General features: G+C 63.6%; 22 protein-coding genes. 15 read left to right on the top strand and 7 right to left on the bottom strand.

Translation table 11 applies throughout. From position 1 onward, the window contains the following. The first annotated feature begins 2 nt into the window (after positions 1 to 2). The 15 genes from urtD (at position 3) to aidB (ending at position 11,231) form a co-directional block, all read left to right on the top strand. Complete coding sequence (gene urtD / locus QTJ18_RS17050) at positions 3 to 761, top strand: urea ABC transporter ATP-binding protein UrtD (RefSeq protein WP_252752827.1); 759 nt, start codon at positions 3 to 5, stop codon at positions 759 to 761. A 254-nt stretch (positions 762 to 1,015) separates the two neighbouring features. Further along, positions 1,016 to 1,711 carry an urea ABC transporter ATP-binding subunit UrtE gene (gene urtE / locus QTJ18_RS17045; protein WP_252752828.1) on the top strand — a complete coding sequence of 232 codons (696 nt, stop codon included), beginning with the start codon at positions 1,016 to 1,018 and terminating at the stop codon, positions 1,709 to 1,711. Between the two features lie 332 nt (positions 1,712 to 2,043). Beyond that, entirely contained in the window at positions 2,044 to 3,228 is a 1,185-nt protein-coding gene (locus QTJ18_RS17040; protein ID WP_252752829.1) for a CE1 family esterase, read from the top strand. After that, positions 3,165 to 3,989, top strand: a complete 825-nt coding sequence (locus QTJ18_RS17035) for an urease accessory protein UreD (protein ID WP_252752830.1) — start codon at positions 3,165 to 3,167, stop codon at positions 3,987 to 3,989. The genes QTJ18_RS17040 and QTJ18_RS17035 overlap by 64 nt, the downstream gene beginning before the upstream one ends. 25 nt (positions 3,990 to 4,014) lie before the next feature. Continuing rightward, positions 4,015 to 4,317 (top strand): urease subunit gamma, encoded by a 303-nt coding sequence (locus QTJ18_RS17030; RefSeq protein ID WP_252752831.1) that lies wholly within the window; start codon positions 4,015 to 4,017, stop codon positions 4,315 to 4,317. A gap of 22 nt (positions 4,318 to 4,339) precedes the next feature. Continuing rightward, positions 4,340 to 4,645 (top strand): urease subunit beta, encoded by a 306-nt coding sequence (locus QTJ18_RS17025; protein WP_252752832.1) that lies wholly within the window; start codon positions 4,340 to 4,342, stop codon positions 4,643 to 4,645. Between the two features lie 19 nt (positions 4,646 to 4,664). After that, a complete protein-coding gene (locus tag QTJ18_RS17020) occupies positions 4,665 to 5,087 on the top strand; it encodes a lysozyme inhibitor LprI family protein (protein WP_252752833.1) in 423 nt (140 codons plus the stop codon). A 153-nt stretch (positions 5,088 to 5,240) separates the two neighbouring features. Beyond that, the gene (gene ureC / locus QTJ18_RS17015; RefSeq protein WP_252752834.1) at positions 5,241 to 6,953 is read left to right on the top strand and encodes an urease subunit alpha; all 1,713 of its coding nucleotides are present in this window, start codon (positions 5,241 to 5,243) and stop codon (positions 6,951 to 6,953) included. Positions 6,954 to 6,995: 42 nt separating this feature from the next. Continuing rightward, a complete protein-coding gene (locus QTJ18_RS17010; protein ID WP_252752835.1) occupies positions 6,996 to 7,271 on the top strand; it encodes a hypothetical protein in 276 nt (91 codons plus the stop codon). Beyond that, the gene (locus tag QTJ18_RS25570; protein ID WP_354669072.1) at positions 7,268 to 7,558 is read left to right on the top strand and encodes a type II toxin-antitoxin system RelE/ParE family toxin; all 291 of its coding nucleotides are present in this window, start codon (positions 7,268 to 7,270) and stop codon (positions 7,556 to 7,558) included. The genes QTJ18_RS17010 and QTJ18_RS25570 overlap by 4 nt, the downstream gene beginning before the upstream one ends. 238 nt (positions 7,559 to 7,796) lie before the next feature. Further along, positions 7,797 to 8,336, top strand: coding sequence for a peroxiredoxin (locus QTJ18_RS17005; protein ID WP_252752836.1), 540 nt, complete (start codon positions 7,797 to 7,799; stop codon positions 8,334 to 8,336). Between the two features lie 179 nt (positions 8,337 to 8,515). Further along, a complete protein-coding gene (ureE, locus tag QTJ18_RS17000) occupies positions 8,516 to 9,049 on the top strand; it encodes an urease accessory protein UreE (RefSeq protein WP_252752837.1) in 534 nt (177 codons plus the stop codon). After that, positions 9,046 to 9,717 carry an urease accessory protein UreF gene (locus QTJ18_RS16995; protein ID WP_489667203.1) on the top strand — a complete coding sequence of 224 codons (672 nt, stop codon included), beginning with the start codon at positions 9,046 to 9,048 and terminating at the stop codon, positions 9,715 to 9,717. Before ureE ends, QTJ18_RS16995 begins: the two co-directional genes overlap by 4 nt. Positions 9,718 to 9,799: 82 nt before the next feature. Continuing rightward, positions 9,800 to 10,420, top strand: coding sequence for an urease accessory protein UreG (gene ureG / locus QTJ18_RS16990; RefSeq protein ID WP_252752913.1), 621 nt, complete (start codon positions 9,800 to 9,802; stop codon positions 10,418 to 10,420). Next, positions 10,413 to 11,231, top strand: coding sequence for an AidB family quorum-quenching N-acyl homoserine lactonase (gene aidB, locus QTJ18_RS16985; protein ID WP_252752839.1), 819 nt, complete (start codon positions 10,413 to 10,415; stop codon positions 11,229 to 11,231). The genes ureG and aidB overlap by 8 nt, the downstream gene beginning before the upstream one ends. Positions 11,232 to 11,264: 33 nt before the next feature. On the opposite strand, the gene QTJ18_RS16980 is transcribed toward aidB, so the two are convergent. The 7 genes from QTJ18_RS16980 to QTJ18_RS16950 all read right to left on the bottom strand — a co-directional run bounded on the left by QTJ18_RS16980 (position 11,265) and on the right by QTJ18_RS16950 (position 20,936). Then, entirely contained in the window at positions 11,265 to 11,954 is a 690-nt protein-coding gene (locus QTJ18_RS16980) for a Crp/Fnr family transcriptional regulator (RefSeq protein ID WP_489667204.1), read from the bottom strand. Positions 11,955 to 12,136: 182 nt separating this feature from the next. Beyond that, positions 12,137 to 15,469, bottom strand: a complete 3,333-nt coding sequence (locus QTJ18_RS16975) for an efflux RND transporter permease subunit (RefSeq protein ID WP_252752840.1) — start codon at positions 15,467 to 15,469, stop codon at positions 12,137 to 12,139. Between the two features lie 14 nt (positions 15,470 to 15,483). Beyond that, positions 15,484 to 16,725 carry an efflux RND transporter periplasmic adaptor subunit gene (locus QTJ18_RS16970; protein WP_252752841.1) on the bottom strand — a complete coding sequence of 414 codons (1,242 nt, stop codon included), beginning with the start codon at positions 16,723 to 16,725 and terminating at the stop codon, positions 15,484 to 15,486. 508 nt (positions 16,726 to 17,233) lie between these two features. Then, positions 17,234 to 18,226, bottom strand: a complete 993-nt coding sequence (locus tag QTJ18_RS16965; protein ID WP_252752842.1) for an ABC transporter substrate-binding protein — start codon at positions 18,224 to 18,226, stop codon at positions 17,234 to 17,236. Positions 18,227 to 18,252: 26 nt separating this feature from the next. After that, positions 18,253 to 19,119: an ABC transporter permease gene (locus QTJ18_RS16960; protein ID WP_252752843.1), complete on the bottom strand. Its 867-nt coding sequence runs from the start codon at positions 19,117 to 19,119 to the stop codon at positions 18,253 to 18,255. Continuing rightward, a complete protein-coding gene (locus QTJ18_RS16955; protein WP_252752844.1) occupies positions 19,116 to 19,997 on the bottom strand; it encodes an ABC transporter permease in 882 nt (293 codons plus the stop codon). The genes QTJ18_RS16960 and QTJ18_RS16955 overlap by 4 nt, the downstream gene beginning before the upstream one ends. Before the next feature lie 114 nt (positions 19,998 to 20,111). Beyond that, positions 20,112 to 20,936: an ABC transporter ATP-binding protein gene (locus QTJ18_RS16950; protein WP_252752845.1), complete on the bottom strand. Its 825-nt coding sequence runs from the start codon at positions 20,934 to 20,936 to the stop codon at positions 20,112 to 20,114. Between the last annotated feature and the right edge of the window lie 60 nt (positions 20,937 to 20,996).

Here is a 20,996-nt window from a genome sequence, read left to right as displayed (position 1 = left end):
TGATGGAAATCAGGGACAGCAAACCGAGATCACTGCTCTATCTGGACGGGGTATCGGTCGCTTTCGACGGGTTCAAGGCGCTGAATTCGCTCTCCTTCGTGGTGGAACCGGGCGAGCTTCGCGCGATCATCGGCCCGAACGGGGCCGGCAAGACGACGATGATGGATATCATCACCGGCAAGACGCGGCCCGACAGCGGCACGGTGCTGTTCGAGGACAGCGTCGATCTCACACGGCGCGACGAGGCCGATATCGCCCAGCTCGGCATCGGCCGGAAGTTCCAGAAGCCGACGGTGTTCGAGAGCCATACGGTCTGGGACAATCTGGAACTGGCGCTGAACCGCAAGCGCGGCGTCTTTGCGACCCTCTTCTACCGCCTGACGGCGCAGGACAAGGCCCGCATCGAGGAGATCCTGGCAACCGTCCGCCTCAGCCATCGCCGCGACGAGCTGGCGGCCAATCTCAGCCATGGGCAGAAACAATGGCTGGAGATCGGCATGCTGCTTGCCCAGGAGCCGAAGCTGCTTCTGGTCGACGAGCCGGTGGCCGGCATGACCGATGCCGAGACGGCGGAGACGGCAATCCTGCTGCGGGAAATCGCCAAGACCCGGTCGGTCGTGGTGGTGGAGCACGATATGGGCTTCATCCGCGATCTCGGCGTCAAGGTGACGTGCCTGGCGGAGGGATCGGTGCTGGCGGAAGGCTCGATCGATTTCGTCTCGAACGACCCGAAGGTCATCGAGAACTATCTGGGGCGATAGATGGCGAGATCCTCGGTCGTAGCACCCCCCTCTGTCCTGCCGGACATCTCTCCCTCAAGGGGGGAGATTGGCATAACGGCCTCTGCTCGGCCTATAATTGCCCATCTGCAATTCCAAAACCTCAGAACCAAGTGCCTCACCGTGGTCGTGTGGCAGTTAGCTTGCCGCGGGTCGATCTCCCCCCTTGAGGGGGAGATGGTCGGCAGACCAGAGGGGGGTAACGCCTCCCTTCTCAGCAAAGCAGGGGACGTCCAGTGCTGACAGTCAACAACATCAATCTTCATTATGGCGCGGCGCAGGCGCTGCGCGGCGTGTCGATCGAAGCGCCGATGGGCAAGATCACCTGCGTGCTCGGCCGCAATGGTGTGGGCAAGAGCTCGCTCTTGCGCGCCATTACCGGCCAGCAGGCCGTCTCCGCCGGCACGATCGCCTTCAATGGGGAGAGCCTGAACGGGCTTGCTCCCTTTCACCGGGCCAAATACGGCATCGGCTATGTGCCGCAGGGGCGGGAAATCTTTCCCCTGCTCACCGTCCAGGAGAATCTGGAAACCGGATTTGCGCCGCTGCCGCGCAAGGAACGGTTCATCCCGGACGACATATTCGCCCTGTTTCCTGTTCTCAACTCCATGCTCTCCAGGCGCGGCGGAGATCTGTCCGGTGGCCAGCAACAGCAGCTGGCCATCGGACGGGCCATGGTAACGCGGCCGAAGGTTCTTGTTCTGGATGAGCCGACGGAAGGTATTCAACCTTCGATCATCAAGGATATCGGCCGCGCCATCCGCTATCTGCGCGATTCCACCGGAATGGCCATACTTCTGGTCGAACAATATCTCGACTTCTGCCGCGAACTGGCGGATCATGTCTACATCATGGACCGGGGCGAGATCGTGCATGAAGGAGCGGCCGAAACATTGGATACGCAGGAGGCCAGACGCCACCTCACGGTCTGATGCAGCAGCATTGCATGGCTGTGGTCACCGAATGGGCATTTCACATAATGTTCTAATATGCTAATGGACGCGCACTCTGGACCCAGTGATGCGACAAAGGCCAAGGCCGAAGCGGTGCGGGACGCGCCGGTTTGTCGGGTTCAGACGATGAGACGCATTCGGATTTTCCGCTCCCATCTCTTGCGAGGCGCTTGATGACATCTGAATTTCGTGCGGCAGGCCATCTCCCCCGTACTCTGTGCCGTGTGCTTTTTTCTGCAGCGGTTTTCCTTGGCGGGGCTGCGGCCGCGTCGGCCGGTTGCGGGACCTCTGTCCCCACTGGCTACCACCCGGTGAGCCTGTCCGTGGGTCAGGATGTCCGCCATGGCGTGGCCTTCATTCCGCCGTCCTATAACGGGCGCGACAAGATGCCGGTCGTCTTCGATTTCCATGGCAGCAACAGCAATCCGCGCGGCCAGATGCATCGCAGCTCCTGGGACAAGGTCGCCGCCAAGAACAATTTCATCGTCTTTGCCCCGCAGGGCAGCCTTTCCGGCGACCTGCCGAAGACGCATGCCTGGAACGTACCCGGCGTCACATTCCGCGAGGGCGGTCTGAACGAAGTGGCCTTCATCAAGGCGGCGGTCGAAACGGTGAAGCGCGATTTCTGCGTCGACCCGACGCGGATCTATGCCTCGGGCTATTCCGGCGGCGGCCGCATGCTGTCGGCCTATCTCTGCTCCGGCGCGGATGATTTTGCCGCGGCCGGCTTCGTCAATTCGCTGCGCGGCGGGCTGCCGGTGGAAAACCGGGCCGGCCGCTGGGCGCCGGATCCTGCCAGCTGCAAGCCTGCCAAGCCGATTTCCATCATGGCCTTTGCCGGCGTGAAGGATGAGCAGAACCCCTATTCGGGCGGCGGAAAATCCTATTGGCAATACGGGTTCAAGGCGGCTCTGACGCGCTGGATGGAGCTTGACGGCTGCAAGGCGGCAGGCGAGCCGCAGACCAATGGCGACGTGACCTACAGCCTGTTCGACACCTGCCGGAACGGTGCGCGCATCGCGACCTATGTGTTTGCCAATGGCAATCACGACTGGCCGCGTCCCAGCGCCGGCAGCAGCGTCATTGCTGCGGCAAGCGAGGCGGCAGCGGCGGGGGTGATGAAGGTCTCGTCGACCGAGGTCTCCAAGGCTGGAGTGGTCAATGCCGGAGTGGTCAATGCGGGCTCCCTCAATGCGGGCGCCGTCAATGCGGGCGTCATGAATTCTGGTGTGGTGAAAGCCGGCGTCGTCAAGGCTGGCGGCAAGACATTCGACGGCGTGGTTGATCCCGCCGCCCGGATGTGGGACTTCTTCCGCGCGGCCGATGGCGATCGTGTCATCGCCACAGCCGCCTCACCGACTGCATCGGCCAAGACGGTATCGGCTTGCGCAGGCGCGGTCGGCGCACAGGCGCAAACTGTCGAGGGGATGACGTGCAATACGGGTACGCCGCAGGAGCCGCGCCGCAGCGGGCTCGGGGCGAAGGGCGCCTTGTAACCAAGACGCTTTCGGGCCGCACAAGGCTCGCCGAGCTTTACCAGGAGGGCTGCGGCAAGATCCGTCTGCCCGAGACATTCGATGCGTCGCTGGAAGCGATCCTGATCAACAGCTCCGGCGGGCTTACCGGGGGCGACCGGCTGGACTGGTCGCTTGGCGCCGGGCCGGGCTGCGATGTCACGGTCACCACCCAGGCCAATGAAAAGATCTACAAGGCGGCGGCGGATACGGCGCGCGTGACGAGCCGCATCGATGTCGGCGAGGGGGCCAGGGTCGCCTGGCTGCCGCAGGAGAGCATTCTCTTCGATCGCGCCTCCCTGACCCGCGAGCTGATCGTCGATCTCGCACCGACAGCGGAATTCTTCGGCCTGGAGGCCATCATCCTCGGGCGCACCGCCATGGGCGAACGGGCCAGGTCCGGCCTGTTTCGCGATCGCTGGCGCATTCGCCGGGCGGGCCGGCTCGTCCATGCGGAAGAGGTGAGGATGGAGGGTGATCTCGCCGCCCTCACGGCCGCGCCGGCCGTGCTTTCCTCTCAGGTCGCCTTCGCCACCCTCTTTTATTGCGGCCCATCGGCAGACCTGTTCCGAACCCGCCTGCAGCCGCTTCTCGAGGGCCGCGAGGTTGGCGCAAGCCATTGGCAGGACAAGCTGATCCTGCGCGTTGCGGCCGCGGACGGCTTCAGCTTGAGAAAAATTCTCGTTCCCTTCATTTCGCTCTTGCGAAATGGCGCAGCCTTGCCGAAAGTCTGGAATACATGACCAAACCATACCGATCGGGGAATCGATGAACCTCAGCCCGCGCGAGAAAGACAAGCTCCTGATCTCCATGGCCGCGATGGTGGCCCGTCGGCGCCTGGAGCGCGGCGTGAAGCTGAACTATCCGGAAGCCATTGCACTCATTACCGACTTCGTGGTGGAGGGCGCGCGCGACGGACGCGCCGTGCCCGACCTGATGCAGGCGGGCGCGCATGTGATCACCCGCGATCAGGTGATGGAAGGCGTGGCCGAGATGATCCACGATGTCCAGGTGGAGGCGACCTTTCCGGACGGCACCAAGCTGGTGACCGTTCACGAGCCGATCCGGTAAAGCGTCAACAGGGGGACCGACCATGATTCCAGGCGAAATCATCGCTTGCTCCGGAGAGATCGAGCTGAATGCCGATCGCCCGACGGTGACGGTTGCCGTCTCCAATACCGGCGACCGTCCGGTGCAGGTGGGCAGCCATTACCATTTCTTCGAGACCAATGCCGGCCTGTCCTTCGACCGCGACAGGACGCGTGGCATGCGGCTGGACATTCCGGCCGGCACGGCGGTGCGTTTCGAACCGGGTCAGACGCGCGAGGTGACCCTCATCCCGTTATCCGGCAAACGCGAGGTCTATGGCTTTCGCCAGAAGATCATGGGCACATTGTGAGGCTGCGGGGAGTGACACGGTGATCAAGGCGGGTCTGAGCATTCTGTATCTTTGCGGCTGCGTCCTTCTGATGGATGCACCGACGGTGGCCGAGGACAAGCCATCCGTTCCCTGCGACCAGGCGGTGAGCCAGCTGGACATCAATATCTGCGCCGATCAGGATTACCGGTCCGCCGATGACGATCTCAACAGCCAGTGGGCCAAGACCAAGACGGTCCTGGCCGGCTGGGATGCGGAGCTGGACGCGCATAACAAGGGTGCCGTCGATGCCCTGACCAAGGCGCAGCGTGCCTGGATCTCCTATCGCGATGCGCATTGCGATGCGGTGGGCTACAGCGTCTTCGGCGGCAGCCTGTATCAGGCGGTGATCCTGGGCTGCATGGCCGAGGTCACGCGCCAGCGCACCGAGGAATTGAAGAAGCTGGCCGACGGCGCGCCGTAAGGCGCGGGCCGAGCCATTTCCGAACCGGGTTCGGGCGGGATTTTCCGCCAAACCTTGCGATTACGCTTGCCTTGCCCCAAGCGGCTTTGCCGGCGGGCGACGCAGCCTCTGCCGGCAAGCCGCCGGAACCTTGCCGAAAAGGAGCCCGATCCCATGCCCTATAAGATGTCCCGCGCCGCCTATGCCTCGATGTTCGGACCGACGGTCGGCGACAAGGTGCGGCTCGCCGATACCGAGCTTTTCATCGAGGTGGAGAAGGATTTCACCGCCTATGGCGACGAGGTGAAGTTCGGCGGCGGCAAGGTGATCCGCGACGGCATGGGCCAGAGCCAGGTGACGCGCGCCGACGGTGCGGTGGATACGGTCATCACCAATGCCGTCATCGTCGATCACACGGGCATCATCAAGGCCGATATCGGGCTGAAGGACGGGCGCATCGTTGCCATCGGCAAGGCGGGCAATCCGGATACGCAGCCGGGCGTCAATATCATCATCGGCCCCGGCACGGAGGCGATCGCCGGCGAGGGCAAGATCGTGACCGCCGGCGGCATGGACGCGCATATCCATTTCATCTGCCCGCAGCAGATCGAGGAAGCGCTGATGAGCGGGCTGACCTGCATGCTGGGCGGCGGCACCGGCCCGGCGCATGGCACGCTGGCCACCACCTGCACGCCGGGTCCCTGGCATATTGCGCGCATGATCGAGGCGGCGGACGCTTTCCCGATGAACCTCGCCTTTGCCGGCAAGGGCAATGCCTCGCTGCCCGGCGCGCTGGAGGAAATGGTGTTGGGCGGTGCCACCTCGCTGAAGCTGCACGAGGACTGGGGCACGACGCCGGGCGCCATCGATTGCTGCCTTTCGGTCGCCGACCAATATGACGTGCAGGTGATGATCCACACCGATACGCTGAACGAGAGCGGCTTCGTGGAGGATACGGTCTCTGCCATCAAAGGGCGCACCATCCATGCCTTCCATACCGAAGGCGCCGGCGGCGGCCACGCGCCGGACATCATCAAGATCTGCGGCCAGCCGAATGTCATCCCATCCTCGACCAATCCGACCCGGCCCTACACGGTCAATACGCTGGCGGAACATCTCGACATGCTGATGGTCTGCCATCACCTGTCGCCATCCATTCCGGAAGACATCGCCTTTGCCGAAAGCCGCATCCGCAAGGAGACCATCGCGGCGGAAGACAGCCTGCACGATATCGGCGCCTTCTCGATCATCTCGTCGGACAGCCAGGCCATGGGCCGCGTCGGCGAGGTGATCATCCGCACCTGGCAGACCGCCGACAAGATGAAGCGCCAGCGCGGCAGCCTGGCCGGCGAGACAGGCGACAATGACAATCTGCGCGTGCGCCGCTATGTGGCGAAATACACGATCAACCCGGCGATCGCGCATGGCGTGAGCCACGAGATCGGCTCCGTCGAGATCGGCAAGCGCGCCGATCTGGTGATCTGGAACCCTGCCTTCTTCGGCGTGAAGCCGGATATGGTGCTGATGGGCGGCATGATTGCCGCCGCCCCCATGGGCGATCCGAATGCCTCCATTCCGACGCCGCAGCCGGTGCATTACCGTCCGATGTTCGGCGCCTATGGCAAGGCCCGGACCAATTCCTCCGTCACCTTCGTCAGCCAGGCCGCCCTCGATGCGGGTCTTGCCGGCCGGCTCGGCGTGGCCAAGCAGCTGGTGGCGGTGAAGAATACCCGCGGCGGCATATCGAAGAAGTCGATGATCCTGAATGATCTGACCCCGCATATCGAGGTGGATCCGGAAACCTACGAGGTGCGCGCCGACGGCGAACTCCTGACCTGCGAACCGGCGACCGTCTTGCCCATGGCGCAGCGGTATTTCTTGTTCTGAGGGACCCTTTGGCAGGCGGGTGGTCTGTGATAGGATGTGGCCATGAGCACCAAAGAGACTGTCAGCATCGACGGTGATTTGAAAAAGCGTCTCGCGGTCATCGCGGAACGCGACGGTTCGACCGTGTCTGAACTGGCGGAAAGCATCTTGCGGCTTCATGCGGATGATGTGGAACGCCAGGAGGCCGAGTTTGCCGAGGATGATCGCCGATGGGCGCGATATCTGGAGACTGGCGAGTCGATCGCTTTTGACGATTTCATGGCGGAGCTTCAGTCTCTGGCTGACGAGGCAGGCCGCAAAGCGGCGGGCGCCGCGTGACGATTGTTATTTTGCCGGAGGCGAGGCAGGATCTTCTTCGCCTTCGCAACTTTCTCCTGGTGCGAAATCCGCTCGCGTCGCAAAAGGCGATGTTGGCGATCAGAAGCGGCTTTTTTCGTCTACGGGACAATCCTGGTCTTGGTGTGGACGTGGAAGGTCGGCCAGGCGACCGGCAGCTCTTCATCCCTTTCGGCAATAGCGCATATGTCCTTCGCTACAGATTGGACGAGGCGCGGGACACTCTGATCGTGGTCCGCATTTGGCATGGGCGGGAAAGCAGAGAGTAAGGCGCGGAAGCCGCCTGCGACTGCCGTCTGCAATCTATCGCCGGCGCACGGCCCCCGCTGCAACCCTTCTCCGGGACCCTTCGCCTTCACGCCCTGCCATGATCACGGCGCATAGCCGCTATGCGCGGCTGTTGAAATCGCCCTTCCATGCTGCACTGCACGCTGAAACTCGCTATTCCTGCCTGTGCTGTTCAGCCCGGCTGCCGGTCGGGCGCAAATCATTTCAAGGAGACACTCCATGCTCATTGGCCGCAAGGTGCCTGACGTCGTTTTCCGCACGCGTGTCCGCGACGATTCGATCGCCGGACCCAATCCTTTCCGCTGGCAGGATGTGCGTTCCGCCGAATTCTTCGGCGGCAAGCGGGTCATCCTGTTTTCGCTGCCGGGCGCTTTCACGCCGACCTGCTCGACATACCAGCTGCCGGATTTCGAGAAGCTGCATCCGCAATTCCAGGCGGAGGGCATTGACGAGATCTACTGCATCTCCGTCAACGATGCCTTCGTCATGAACGCCTGGGGCAAATCGCAGGGGCTGGAAAAGGTCAAGCTCATTCCCGACGGCTCCGGCGAGTTTACCCGCAAGATGGGCATGCTGGTTGCCAAGGACAATCTTGGCTTCGGCCTGCGCTCCTGGCGCTATGCCGCCGTGATCGGCAATGGCGTCGTGGAGCAGTGGTTCGAGGAGGAAGGCTTCGCCGACAATTGCGACACCGATCCCTATGCCGTCTCTTCGCCGCAGAATATTCTGGAAGCCCTGCGCCAAAAGCAGGCCGCCTGAGGATGACCTGGGCGGTGGTGAGCGGGCCTGCGCCGCCTGCCACCCCCTTGCCGCCGCCTGCCACCCCCTTGCCAGCGGTTGCCACCGCCTTGCCAGCGGTTGCGCCTTTGCAGAATCCGGCTTGTCAGGCGGGCCAGGCTTGGCAATGATGGCGGCGCAATCACAGGAACAGAACCCTCATGCAGCATGTCCATTCCTACCGGCCCGCCGGTGAAGTCTCCGATCCTCCGGTCGATACCGTTACGCTGCCGCACGATCTGCGGCATCTGCGCCGCAAGCTTTTGCATCTGTCGAACGGCGACATGGTCATGCTCGACCTGAAGGAAGCCGTGCTGTTTCATGATGGCGACCGGCTGGTGCTGGAGAATGGCGATACGGTGGAAATCAGGGCGGCGGCGGAGAAGCTGTTCGAGATCCGGGCGCGCGACGGACTGCATCTGATCGAGCTTGCCTGGCATCTGGGCAACCGGCATCTGTCAGCGCAGATCGAAGAGGGGCGTATCCTGATCCTGCGCGATCACGTCATCCGCGCCATGCTGGAAGGCCTCGGCGCCTCCGTCACGGATGTGGAAGAGGCTTTCCAGCCCGTGCGCGGCGCCTATCATAGTCATGGGTCTAATAGTCATGGATCCCATGAACATGCGTCTCATGATCATGGGTCACACGGGCACGAGGCCGGCCACGGCCATCACCATGGCCATGCGCACGATTGATGACGCCGAATGAGACGCAGTCCCTGCTGCGGCTGATGGCCTGGCTGTCGCCCGCCTTCCCGGTGGGTGGCTTTGCCTATTCCGGCGGGCTGGAAGGCGCTGTGCATGACCGGCTGGTTGCCGATGCGGCAGGGCTCAAAGCCTGGTTCACCATTCTCTTGGGCCATGGCGCGCTATGGACCGACGCGGTCCTGCTCTCCTGCAGCGTCAAGGCCGAAGGCGATCCGCACCGGCTTGAGGAGCTGTCGGAGCTCGGCCTGGCGCTGGCCGGCTCGGCGGAGCGGCATCTGGAAACCCTGTCGCTCGGCCGCGCCTTCCTCACCGCCGCGCAGGCCTGGCCCGATCCGGTGTTCAAGGCGCTCCCGGCCGATTGCCCCTATCCGGTGGCGGTCGGCGCGGTTGCCGGAGCGCAGGGGATCGGCCTGCAACAGGCGCTGGCGGCCTATCTGCATGCGGGCGTGTCGCAAGGCGTTTCGGCCGGCATACGGCTTGGTCTTTGCGGCCAGCAGGCGGGCGTCGCCCTGTTGGCGGCGCTGGAGCCGCTCATAGCGACCACCGCGGAACGGGCAGGGACCGCTGGGCTGGATGATCTCGGGACGGCAACGGTGCAGGCCGATATTGCCGCGCTGCGCCATGAGATGCAGGTATCGCGGCTCTTCCGGTCGTAACGACCGGTCGAACCAATGTCGGCTTGTGCAGCGCAGCGGCCGCGCTATGCTGTCGTAAGGAAGATGGAAAGGCATGAACAGAATGACATCGGCAAACGGACCCTTGCGTGTTGGTATCGGCGGGCCGGTCGGCTCCGGCAAGACGGCGCTGACGGAGAAGCTCTGCAAGGCGATGCGGGACAGCTATTCCGTCGCCGTCGTCACCAATGATATCTACACCAAGGAGGATGCAGAGGCGCTGGTGCGCTGCCAGGCCCTGTCGTCGGATCGGATCATCGGTGTGGAAACCGGCGGTTGCCCGCACACCGCCATTCGCGAGGATGCGACCATCAATCTCCAGGCGATCGCGGAGCTGAATGCCCGCTTTGCCGATCTGGATATCGTGTTCATCGAATCCGGCGGCGACAATCTCGCGGCCACCTTTTCTCCCGATCTCGCCGATATCACCATTTATGTGATTTCGACCTGCCAGGGGGAAGAGATCCCGCGCAAGGGTGGGCCGGGCATTACCCGCTCGGACCTGCTCGTCATCAACAAGAAGGACCTTGCCCCTTACGTCGGGGCGGATCTAGACGTGATGGATCGCGACGCCAGCAAGCAGCGGGGCGGCATGCCCTTTGTCTTCACCGATCTGAAGCGCGGCGAAGGCGTCGATCACATCGTGCAGTTCCTGCAAACGCATGGTGGCTTGCAGCATGCCTGAGGCGCGGCGCTTCGGCGCCTATACGGTCTCGATCCTGATCGACGGCGTCTACAGTGCGCCGGTCGAGCATCTCGCGCATGCCGGCAACGCGGCAGCGCGCGATGCGGCGGTCGCTGCCTGGGGTGCGAAAACGGTGGACATGGATGTCAATCTGTTTCTCCTCGAAGGTCCGGACGGCTTCACTCTGGTGGATGCAGGCACCGGTCCTTTCTGGGGGCCGCAGCTTGGCCTCGGCCGGGCCGCGCTGGCCGCCCAGGGCGTGAAGCCGCAGCATGTCGTGCGCGTGCTTCTTACCCACCTTCATGGCGATCATGCGCTGGGACTGTTTGATCAATCCGACGCCTATTTTCCGAATGCCGAGATTTTCGCGCCGCAGGCGGATCTCGATTTCTTCGGCAACAGCGCGCTGAAGGATCAGGTGCCGGCCTATCGGCGAGGCGGCTTCGATATTCACAAGCGGCTGCTCTCCAGCTATGGCGGGCGGGTACGGCCGGTCGAGGAGGGTCCCCTCCTGCCGCAGATCGAGGCAATCGCCATGCCGGGCCACACGCCCGGCCATTCCGGCTATCTGATCGGCGAAGGGGCCGAGCGGCTGCTGCTCTGGGGCGACCTGGTGCATGCGCCGAGCCTGCAGCTGGAAGACCCCGATGTCTGCTTCATCTACGATGCCGATGCCGCCCAAGGTGCCGCAAGCCGCCGCTCGATTTTCGCACGCGCCTCCGAAGAACGCTTTGCCGCATCCGGCGGCCATGTCTCCGGCTTCGTGCACGTGGAACGCGCCGGCAATGCCTGGCGCTTTGCCCCGGCCTGACCTTTCATAGAGCGCTGCTCCATCTGGCTGCTTTCAGACCTGCCGCAGGGCGTCCACGTCGCCGATCTGGATCACGCGGCCGCGCACGGTGACGCCGGTGCGGCGCAGCGATGAAAAGGCACGCGACAGCGCTTCCGGCGCCAGGCCCAGCATGCCGGCGAGAAGGCTTTTCTGGAACGGCAGCCGCACGGAGACCTGGCCGCTTTCGACGCCGCAACGGGCAAGGAGATAATCCGCCACACGCTGCGGCGCCGTGTGTAGACGGTCATTCACCACGCAATCCATGGTCGACAGCAGATGATCGGACAAGGTCGCCATGATGGCGCGCGACACGCTCTGGTCCTGGTCGGCAAGCGCCCGCATCTCGGCTATGTCGAAACGCGCGACATGGCTGATTTCGGCCGCCTGGGCGCTGAAGCGATAGGTGTCGCCGCCATAGATCAGGCATTCGGCAAAGAGATCGCCGGGACCCGAAACGCGGATATCAGCCTGGCGGCCGTCGCGGCTGACGCGGTAGAGGCGGACATAGCCGCTGAGGACGCAGTAGAAGGCCTGCGCCGGTTCGCCCTCGCTGAATACCATTCCCCTTGCCGGAACGGCCGTGATATGCGCCATATCCAGCAGCCGAGACATTGCAGCGGCCGAAACGGCGCGCATGAAATTCGTCTTGGCCAGCTGGTTCCTTTCGCGCTGATTGGCTTTGTGATTGCGGTCGAGCATCAAGTTCTGACCCCCTCGGATACCTGTGCCGGATTGCGATGGAGGTAGATTAGCACTGCCGATTGAGGGCCGAGTTGATATCGATCAAGTCGGCGCCGGCTTCAGGCGAAAGCGCGTCCAATGCGGGCTTCGGCCGCAGCTTTGCTGCGGCCGTGCCAGGTGATCGCATGTGTCGCCAGCAGCCGCTATTCAGCGGCCAGAGGCGGCAGCCGCAGGACGTTGTTGCCGCCATGGGTGGATCGCGGCGCCTCTTCCTGCGTTTCGCGGGCCTGCAAGCGGTTCAGCCGCTGCTCGATGTCTTCCAGCCTGCGGCCGGTCTCGCGCGCCTTGCGGCTCAGTTCCTCTTCGGAGAGGTTCGGCTCCTCGACCTCCTTCTTGCCGACCAGACCGCCAAAGATGCGTGCAAGCAGGCCGGACAGGTCGTCCATGATCAGGAAGAAGGCCGGGACGACGACAAGGCTGAGGACGGTGGAAACGATAATGCCGCCGATGACGGCAATTGCCATGGGGGCGCGGAAGGAACCGCCTTCGCCCACGCCGAGCGCAGAGGGCAGCATGCCCGCCGACATGGCGATCGAGGTCATGATGATCGGCCGGGCGCGCTTGCGGCCCGCTTCCACCATGGCCGACACGCGCTCCATGCCGTGCCGGCGCATTTCGATGGCGAAATCCACCAGCAGAATGGCGTTCTTCGTCACAATCCCCATCAGCATCAGAATGCCGATCAGCACCGGCATGGAAAGCGCATTGTTGGTGACGATGAGGCCCACCGCCACGCCGCCAATGGCAAGCGGCAGCGAGAAGAGGATGGTGAAGGGCTGGATCACGTCCTTGAACAGCAGGATCAGCACGACCAGCACCAGAAGCAGGCCGAGAAGCATGGCATTGCCGAAGCCCTGGACCATTTCGGCCTGGATCTTGGCATCGCCGCTTTCCGCCAGGCCCACGCCCGAAGGCAGGTCCGTCTCTTCGACGATGCGCTTGAACTCGGCCGTTGCCGTGTCGAGGGCCGTTCCCTGCGGCACGTCCGAACCGATGGAGACGACACGGTTGCGATTGTTGCGCTTGATCGAGCTCGGACCTTCCGAATAGTCGATATCGGCAACGCTCGACAGCGGCACGGTGGCGCCGGTTGCCGTCTTGATCTTCAGATTGCGGATGGCCTGCAGATCGCGGCGCACGTCGAGCGAGGCCTGGGCCCGGATGGGGATCAGGCGGTCGTCAAGGGAGATCTTCGGCAAAGCCGCATCAACGTCGCCGATGGTCGCCACGCGGACGGTTTCGGAAATCTGCTGCGGCGTAATGCCGAGCCGTGCCGCCTCGTCCTTGCGGGGGCGGATCTGCAGTTCCGGCCGGGGCAGGGCGCCTTCCGAGGAGACATTGGCGAGGATGGGCGAGGCGCGCAGCCGGCTTTCCAGCTTGGCCACGGCCTCATCCAGCTTCTCGCTGGTATCGGCCAGGAAGTTGAAGGACAATTCCCGCTCGCCGCGATCGTTCAGCTTGGTGATGCGCACATCCGGCACGGCATGAAGGGCGGCGAAGATTTCCTTCTCGATATCCCATTGCGGGCGCGTGCGTCCGTCCACCTGCATCTTCGGCAGATGCGCGCCGATCAGCGGCAGCGAGCCGAGGCCCTTGTTGACCAGGGTCTTCAGCAGCGAGTGCTCGATCTTGCCGAGCAGGACATTGATCGTTGCGCGCCGCAGCTCGAGATCGCCCTTTGGCGAGGCACCGCCCAGCACGAAGACGCTTTCCACGCCGTCGACGCCGCGGATCATGTCATAAATGCTGTTGGTCGTCGCCGACGTCTCGTCCAGCGTCGCATTCGGCGGCAGTTCCACCGAGAGCGTGATGCGCGAACTGTCTTCCGGCGGCATGAAGCTGCCGGGAACCTGCATCAGCAGCATGATCGAGCCGATCAGGAAGAGGATGGCGCCGGCCAGCGTCGCATAGCGCATGTACCAGCGCTTCGTCGTGCCGGTGACCAGCCGCGTATAGGCCTTCATCAGGCGGCCGTCATTGTCGTGATGATCGTCCATCGCGTCTTCGGCGCGCATCAGATAGGCCGCCATCAGCGGCGTCACCAGGCGTGCCACAAGCAGCGAGAAGAACACCGAGATCGCCACCGTCAGGCCGAACTGGATGAAATACTGGCCGGGAATGCCGGGCATGAAGGAGACCGGCACGAAGACGGCGATGATCGTGAAGCTCGTGGCAATCACCGCCAGGCCAATCTCATCGGCGGCCTCGAGCGCTGCCCGGTAGGGCGTCTTCCCCATCTTGATGTGGCGGGCAATGTTCTCCACCTCGACGATCGCGTCATCCACCAGAATGCCGGTGGCGAGCGTCAAAGCGAGGAAGCTGACGAGATTGAGGGAGAAGCCCAGAAGATCCATGACCCAGAAGGTCGGGATGGCCGAGAGCGGCAAAGCCAGCGCCGAAATCAGCGTGGCGCGCCAGTTGCGCAGGAAGAGCAGCACCACGATGACGGCGAGGATCGCCCCTTCGATCAGCGTGTGGATTGCCGCTTCGTAATTGCCATAGGTGAAATAGACCGAATCGTCGACCATCTGGATCGACACATTGGGATTGGCCTTGCGGATGACCTCGAGCTGCTGGGCCACGGTCTCCGCCACGGAGACCTCGCTGGCGCCCTTGGCGCGGAACACCGCGAAGGTGACGGTCGGATCGCCGTTGAAGCGCGAGAAGCTCTTCGGCTCCTCATAGGTATCGGTGACCGTTCCAAGGTCCGACAGCGTGACGAAGCGGCCATTGGAGAGGGCGATCGTGGTATTGGCGAGATCGGCAACGCTGCGCGAATCGCCTAGCGTGCGGATGCTCTGCTCATTGCCGCCAACCTGGCCGCGGCCCGAGCCGAGATCGACATTCACGCTGCGCAGCTGCGCATTCACCTCCGGCGCGGTAATGCCGTAGGAATTCAGCTTGTCGGGGTCGAGAGCCACGCGCACTTCCCGGTCGGCGCCGCCGTAGCGGTCGATCCGGCCGATGCCCGGCTGCCCCTGCAGGCCGCGGGTGATCGTGTCGTCGACGAACCAGGACAGTTCCTCGAGCGTCATATTGGGTGACGAGACGGCGAAGGTCTGGATGGCCTGGCCTTCCACATCCACCTTCGACACGATGGGCTCCTCGACGGAGGCCGGCAGGTCGCCGCGGATGCGGTCGATCGCATCCTTCACATCCTGGACCGCCTCTTCCGTCGGCTTTTCAATGCGAAACAGCACGGCCGTGGTCGACAGGCCGTCGGTGACGGTCGAGGTGATCTCATCGACGCCGCTGATGGAGGCGACGGCATCCTCCACCTCCTTCGTCACCTGCATTTCCAGTTCGGAGGGCGATGCGCCGCTCTGTGTCACGGTGATGGAGACGACCGGCACATCGATGTTCGGAAAGCGGGTGATCGGCAATTGGTAGAAGGCCTGGATGCCGAGAAACAGCAGCAGGGCGAAGGCGAGAAGCGGCGCGATGGGGTTGCGAATGGCCCAGGCGGAAAAGTTCATGGCGATCGTCCCCGTCAGTTCGATGCAGCCGGCTCATCGCGAACCGGATTGATGCGATCGCCGTCGCGCACGAAGGCGCCGGCCTTGGCCACCACCAGATCGCCCGGCTGCAGCCCGGACAGGATCTGCACGAAACCCTCATCCTGAATGCCGGTCTCGACCTTGACCTGTTTCACGACATTATCTTCCACCTTGCGCACGATGGTGCCGGTGCGCTCGGTGGTGACAGCCGATTGCGGCAGGGTCGGGGCCGTCGTCTCCTCGATGATGATGCGCGCGCTGGCATACATGCCGGATTTCGCGCCGCTGGCGGCATCGACGAGGATATGTACCGAACCGAGGCGGTTCGCCGGATCAACCACCGGCGAGACCAGCCGCACTTTGCCGGGCACGGCCTCGCGGGTGCCGGCAATGGTCACCTTGGCCGGCATGTCGACGCGGATACGGCGGATATCGCTTTCCGGCACATCGGCCACGAGTTCGATCTCGCCATTGCGGATCATGGTGAAAAGCGGCGTTCCGGCGCCGGTCGCGATCGCGCCGACCTTCGCATCCTTTACCGAAATGACGCCATCCACCGGCGCCTTGACGTCGGTGCGGTCGAGTTTCAGGTCGATATCGTCGATCTGGGCTTCCACCACCTTGATATCGGCCTGTGCGACATTGACCAGCTGCCGGGCGGCGTTCAGCCGTGCTGCCGCGGCCTCTGCCGAAGCCGTCTGCTGTTCGAGCTGGGATGTGGAGAGTGTTCCGTTTCGGCTGAGATTGATGGCCCGGTCGCGCTGACGGTTCGCGTCATTGGCGGTGGCCTGCGCTTCGATGACCTGCGCCTGGTTTTGCGCCAGCGCGGCCTCCGCCTTGGCCTTGTTGGCCTCCAGCTGGCTCTTCTGCAGGAGCAGCGCATCCTTGTTGAGCTCGGCCACGACATCGCCCGCCTTTACGCGGTCTCCGACATCGACCGAGAGCGACTTGATCGACAATCCGTCGACCAGGGGCTGCACGAAGATTTCCTGCACCGGGCGGATGCTGCCGCTGGCAAGGATGCTGTCGGTCAACGGCCTGTCGGTGACGGAGGTGACGACGATCGCCGGCAGCCGGACCTCGCTTTGCTGGCCCTGCTGGCCCTGCTGGTTCTGCTGGCCCTGCGCTGCAGGCTCCTGCGCAAGCGCCGGAGAAACCGGGCCTGCCGGCGAACCGAGCGCGAAAAGGCCAAGTGCAGCAGTGAACATGGCAAGCTGTGACTGTCGGGTAATCATCTGTATTATCCGGCCTATCCTGGCATTATCGATTAAGTCTGACTGTCTGTTGCGCGATCTGCCATCCGGTGCGAGCCTTCGCGGCGCGGACCCAAGCGCAAGATGGGTCACACAGCGCGCAACGGGTCGGGGAGGGTTACCCAGTCCATTGCCTTGGCCGTCGCCTGGCCATTGCTCTTCGTCCGTAGTGCCTGTCAGTGGCCGACAAGGTCGTCGCAACCGAGCATAGGTGGCTACGTCTGCCGAGCGCTGCAAGACCACAGCACAACAAATCGTGATCACTTTAATCGCAGCGCACAAGCGGATCAATGGTCCGCGCATGATCCTTGCCATCATAGTTTTTGACGGGTTGCCGAAGATCGTGCCGCAGCGGCTGCCTCGCTGCTGTCTCTCAGCGTGCTGGCCGCCTTCCACCCGTCGCCTTGGCAGGGGTGCCGATGGCGTCTGCCTGAACGGCAAAACGCGCGACCCTGGCCGCGCGTTTCATTTCCGGTCGGCTGGCCGGTTCCTACTTCAGGGCGGCCTTGGTGATGTCGAGCGTATAGGCGCCGGTCGGCTCCTTGGTGATGACCGGATCGGAACCGCCGCCGAGCAGGGTCTTCACCGTGCGCTCGTAATCGGCCATGTCGAGGGCGCCGTTGGAGCCCGCGGTCAGCTTGGCCACTTCGCTCATCATGCGCTTCTGGTGCTTTTCGGTCTGGGCCCCGGAGGCATCATTGTCCAGCACGATGCCGGCGGCCTCATCCGGATTCTCCTCTGCCCATTTCCAGCCCTTCATCGAGGCGCGGACGAATTTGACCATCTTCTCCTGGAAGGCGGCGTCCTTCAATTTGTCCTCCAGCACATAGAGGCCGTCTTCCAGCGTCGCCACGCCTTCATCCTCATATTTGAAGGTGACCAGTTCCTCCGGCTTGATGCCGGCATCGATGACCTGCCAGTATTCGTTGTAGGTCATGGTGGAGATGCAGGCGGCCTGCTTCTGCAGGAGCGGGTCCACGTTGAAGCCCTGCTTCAGCACCTTCACGCCTTCGGCGGAACCATCGGTCTTGATGCCGAGCGTGCTCATCCAGGAGAGGAAGGGATATTCATTGCCGAAGAACCAGACGCCCAGCGTCTTGCCCTTGAAGTCGGCAGGCTTGGCAATGCCGCTTTCCTTCAGACAGGTGAGCATCATGCCGGAGGTCTTGAAAGGCTGGGCGATATTGACGAGGGGTACGCCCTTTTCGCGCGTGGCGAGCGCAGACGGCATCCAGTCGACGATCACGTCGGCGCCGCCGCCGGCCAGCACCTGCGGGGGCGCGATGTCCGGCCCGCCGGGCTTGATCTCCACGTCCAGCCCCTCTTCCTCGTAGAAGCCCTTGTCCTTGGCCACGTAATAGCCGGCGAACTGCGCCTGCGTGACCCATTTCAGCTGCAGCGTCACCTTGTCGGCGGCGGCGGCCGACATGGCCGTCAGCGAGACGGCTGCGGCCAGCATCAGCGATGCGATCTTCCTGTTCATCACTTGCGTTCCCTCTTTTTTGGTTCTTACCTCCGGCCACCACGGACGGAGGGATGCCAGAAGGTGACGGCCCGCTCGGAGAGCGCCACCAGACCATAAAAGACCGAGCCGGCCACGGCGGCGACGGTGATCTCGGCCCAGACCATGTCGATATTGGCCCGTCCCACCTCGGTCGAAATGCGAAAGCCCATGCCGACAATGGGCGTGCCGAAGAATTCCGCCACGATGGCCCCGATCAGCGCCAGAGTCGAGTTGATCTTCAGCGCGTTGAAGATGAAGGGCCAGGCGGCCGGCAGGCGCAGCCGGATCAGCGTCTGCCACCATGAGGCGGCATAGGTCCGCATCAGGTCGCGCTCCATATGGCTTGAGGCGGCAAGCCCCTGCACGGTGTTCACCAGCATGGGGAAGAAGGTCATGATGACGACGACCGCCACTTTCGAGGGCCAGTCGAAGCCGAACCACATGACCATGATCGGCGCCACGCCGACGACAGGCAGCGCCGAGACGAAATTGCCGATCGGCAGCAGGCCCTTCTGCAGGAAGGGCGACCGGTCGATCAGGATCGCCACCAGAAAACCGAGGCCGCAGCCGGCCACATAGCCGGTCAGGACGGATTTGAGGAATGTCTGCTGGAAATCCGCCCAGAGGATCGGCAGGGAGGCGATCAGCCGGGAAAAGATCGCGGTGGGCGCCGGCAGCAGGATGGGCGGGATCTCGAAACCGCGCACCAGGCATTGCCAGACGGTCAGCAGCGTCACGCCGAAGATCAGCGGCACGGCGATGCCGATCCCACGGGCCAGCAAAGGCGTCGCAGGTCTTTGCCGCACCAGCCATTCGTTGAGGGCCCAGGCACCAAGCCAGACGATCACGGCGGCGACAAGATAGAGGTTCATGGGCGTGCCCCCATGCGTTTCAGCACCAGGCCGTGGGCAAGGCCGACAATCGTGACGAGCACGGCTGCAAGGCCCGCGGCCATGAAGAGCGCCGCCCAGATCTGGATCGTCTGGCCGTAATAGGAGCCCGACAGCAGGCGCGCGCCAAGCCCGGCCACCGCCCCGGTGGGCAATTCGCCGACAATGGCGCCGACCAGCGAGATGGCGATCGCCACCTTCAGCGAGGTGAAGAGATAGGGCAGGGCGGCCGGCCAGCGCAGCTTCCAGAAGATCTGGCGGGGGCTCGAATTATAGGTGTGCATCAGGTCCAGCAGCAGCGTGTCCGGGCTGCGCAACCCCTTCACCATGCCGACGACGACGGGAAAGAAGGAGAGATAGGTGGAAATCAGCGCTTTCGGCAGCAGGCCCGATATGCCGATGGAGTTCAGGACGACGATGATCATCGGCGCGATGGCGAGGATGGGGATGGTCTGGCTGGCGATCACCCAGGGCATCAGCGACTTGTCGATCGCCCGGTTGTGGACGATGGCGACGGCAAGCAGAATGCCGAGTACGCTGCCCATGCCAAAGCCCATCAGGGTTGCCGACAGCGTGATCCCGGCATGGTAGACGAGACTGCGCTTGGAGGTGACCGGCTTGGCGACCGTCGTGTCCCAGAGTTCGGCCAGGATCTGATGCGGCGCCGGCAGGACGGGCCGTTCCTGGACGAAGGAGCGCTCCACCACCTGGCCCAGCGTCAGCGTTTCGCCGGCCCGCGCCGCCTGGTCGCGCACGAAGGGGGCGTTCAGATAGACGACGAAGACATGCCAGATGAGAAGGATCGCGGCGATCACCGTCAGGACCGGCAGGATGCGGTCGCGCAGGAGCGATGACGTCATCGGGTGTCTCCCGCCAAGGCGGCCATGCCCATCATCCGCCAATCTGCCTGGGGATATGGCAGGGCTCCATGCGTCGCTGATGTCAAAGCCGGGCTTGGCACCGATCCAGTGCTCCTACTCCTCATAACTGTGCCCCGCTTTCAGCCCTTCGCGCACGCGGTGGGCGATCGCCAGGAATTCCGGCGTATCGCGGATTTCCAGCGGCCGGTCGCGGGGAAGCGTTGATTCGATCACGTCGGTCACCCGGCCGGGCCGGGGGCTCATCACGACGATACGGGTGGAGAGATAGACCGCTTCCGGAATGGAATGGGTGACGAAGCAGATGGTCTTGTTGGTCTTTTCCCACAGTTTCAGCAGCTGCTCGTTCAGATGGTCGCGGACGATCTCGTCCAGCGCGCCGAAGGGTTCGTCCATCAGCAGGAGATCGGCATCGAAGGCGAGCGCGCGGGCGATCGAGGCTCGCTGCTGCATGCCGCCGGAGAGCTGCCACGGATATTTCTGACCGAAGCCCGTCAGGTTGACGAGATCGAGCATGGCGGCGATGCGCGCCTTTCTGTCTGCCGCGTCATAGCCCATGATCTCCAGCGGCAGGGCAATGTTCTTCTCGATGGTTCGCCAGGGATAAAGGGCGGCGGCCTGGAAGACGTAGCCATAGGCGCGCGCCAGGCGGGCCTTTTCCGGCGTCATGCCGTTGATCGCGATCGTTCCCGCCGTGTGCCGTTCGAGATCGGCGATGACGCGCAGGAAGGTGGTCTTGCCGCAGCCGGAAGGGCCGATGAAGGAGACGAAATCGCCCTTGCGGATATCCAGATTGACACCGGTGAGGGCATGTACCGGACCATCGCCGGTTTCGAAGGTGAGGCCGAGATCTCGGGCGGAGACAACCGATGCGGCAGATGAGACGGCAGATGAGGCGAACGGGGCGGGGGCAGCGGTCATCGAAGCGTCTCCGGCCGGGTGGGGATCGTGTTCAGGGGCATGATTTCTGCTATCTTCCGA

Source organism: Rhizobium sp. SSA_523 (assembly GCF_030435705.1).
In the GTDB taxonomy this organism is placed as follows: Bacteria; Pseudomonadota; Alphaproteobacteria; order Rhizobiales; family Rhizobiaceae; genus Neorhizobium.
This window is presented reverse-complemented; position numbering and strand designations above follow the sequence as displayed.

Bases quoted from the DNA above. Each gene is read 5' to 3' on its own strand.
- urtD (WP_252752827.1), top strand. From the start codon at position 3: ATGGAAATCAGGGACAGCAAACCGAGATCACTGCTCTATCTGGACGGG.
- QTJ18_RS17030 (WP_252752831.1), top strand. From the start codon at position 4,015: ATGAACCTCAGCCCGCGCGAGAAAGACAAGCTCCTGATCTCCATGGCC.
- QTJ18_RS17025 (WP_252752832.1), top strand. From the start codon at position 4,340: ATGATTCCAGGCGAAATCATCGCTTGCTCCGGAGAGATCGAGCTGAAT.
- ureC (WP_252752834.1), top strand. From the start codon at position 5,241: ATGCCCTATAAGATGTCCCGCGCCGCCTATGCCTCGATGTTCGGACCG.
- QTJ18_RS17010 (WP_252752835.1), top strand. From the start codon at position 6,996: ATGAGCACCAAAGAGACTGTCAGCATCGACGGTGATTTGAAAAAGCGT.
- QTJ18_RS17005 (WP_252752836.1), top strand. From the start codon at position 7,797: ATGCTCATTGGCCGCAAGGTGCCTGACGTCGTTTTCCGCACGCGTGTC.
- ureE (WP_252752837.1), top strand. From the start codon at position 8,516: ATGCAGCATGTCCATTCCTACCGGCCCGCCGGTGAAGTCTCCGATCCT.
- ureG (WP_252752913.1), top strand. From the start codon at position 9,800: ATGACATCGGCAAACGGACCCTTGCGTGTTGGTATCGGCGGGCCGGTC.
- aidB (WP_252752839.1), top strand. From the start codon at position 10,413: ATGCCTGAGGCGCGGCGCTTCGGCGCCTATACGGTCTCGATCCTGATC.
- QTJ18_RS16975 (WP_252752840.1), bottom strand. From the start codon at position 15,469: ATGAACTTTTCCGCCTGGGCCATTCGCAACCCCATCGCGCCGCTTCTC.
- QTJ18_RS16970 (WP_252752841.1), bottom strand. From the start codon at position 16,725: ATGATTACCCGACAGTCACAGCTTGCCATGTTCACTGCTGCACTTGGC.
- QTJ18_RS16965 (WP_252752842.1), bottom strand. From the start codon at position 18,226: ATGAACAGGAAGATCGCATCGCTGATGCTGGCCGCAGCCGTCTCGCTG.
- QTJ18_RS16960 (WP_252752843.1), bottom strand. From the start codon at position 19,119: ATGAACCTCTATCTTGTCGCCGCCGTGATCGTCTGGCTTGGTGCCTGG.
- QTJ18_RS16955 (WP_252752844.1), bottom strand. From the start codon at position 19,997: ATGACGTCATCGCTCCTGCGCGACCGCATCCTGCCGGTCCTGACGGTG.
- QTJ18_RS16950 (WP_252752845.1), bottom strand. From the start codon at position 20,936: ATGACCGCTGCCCCCGCCCCGTTCGCCTCATCTGCCGTCTCATCTGCC.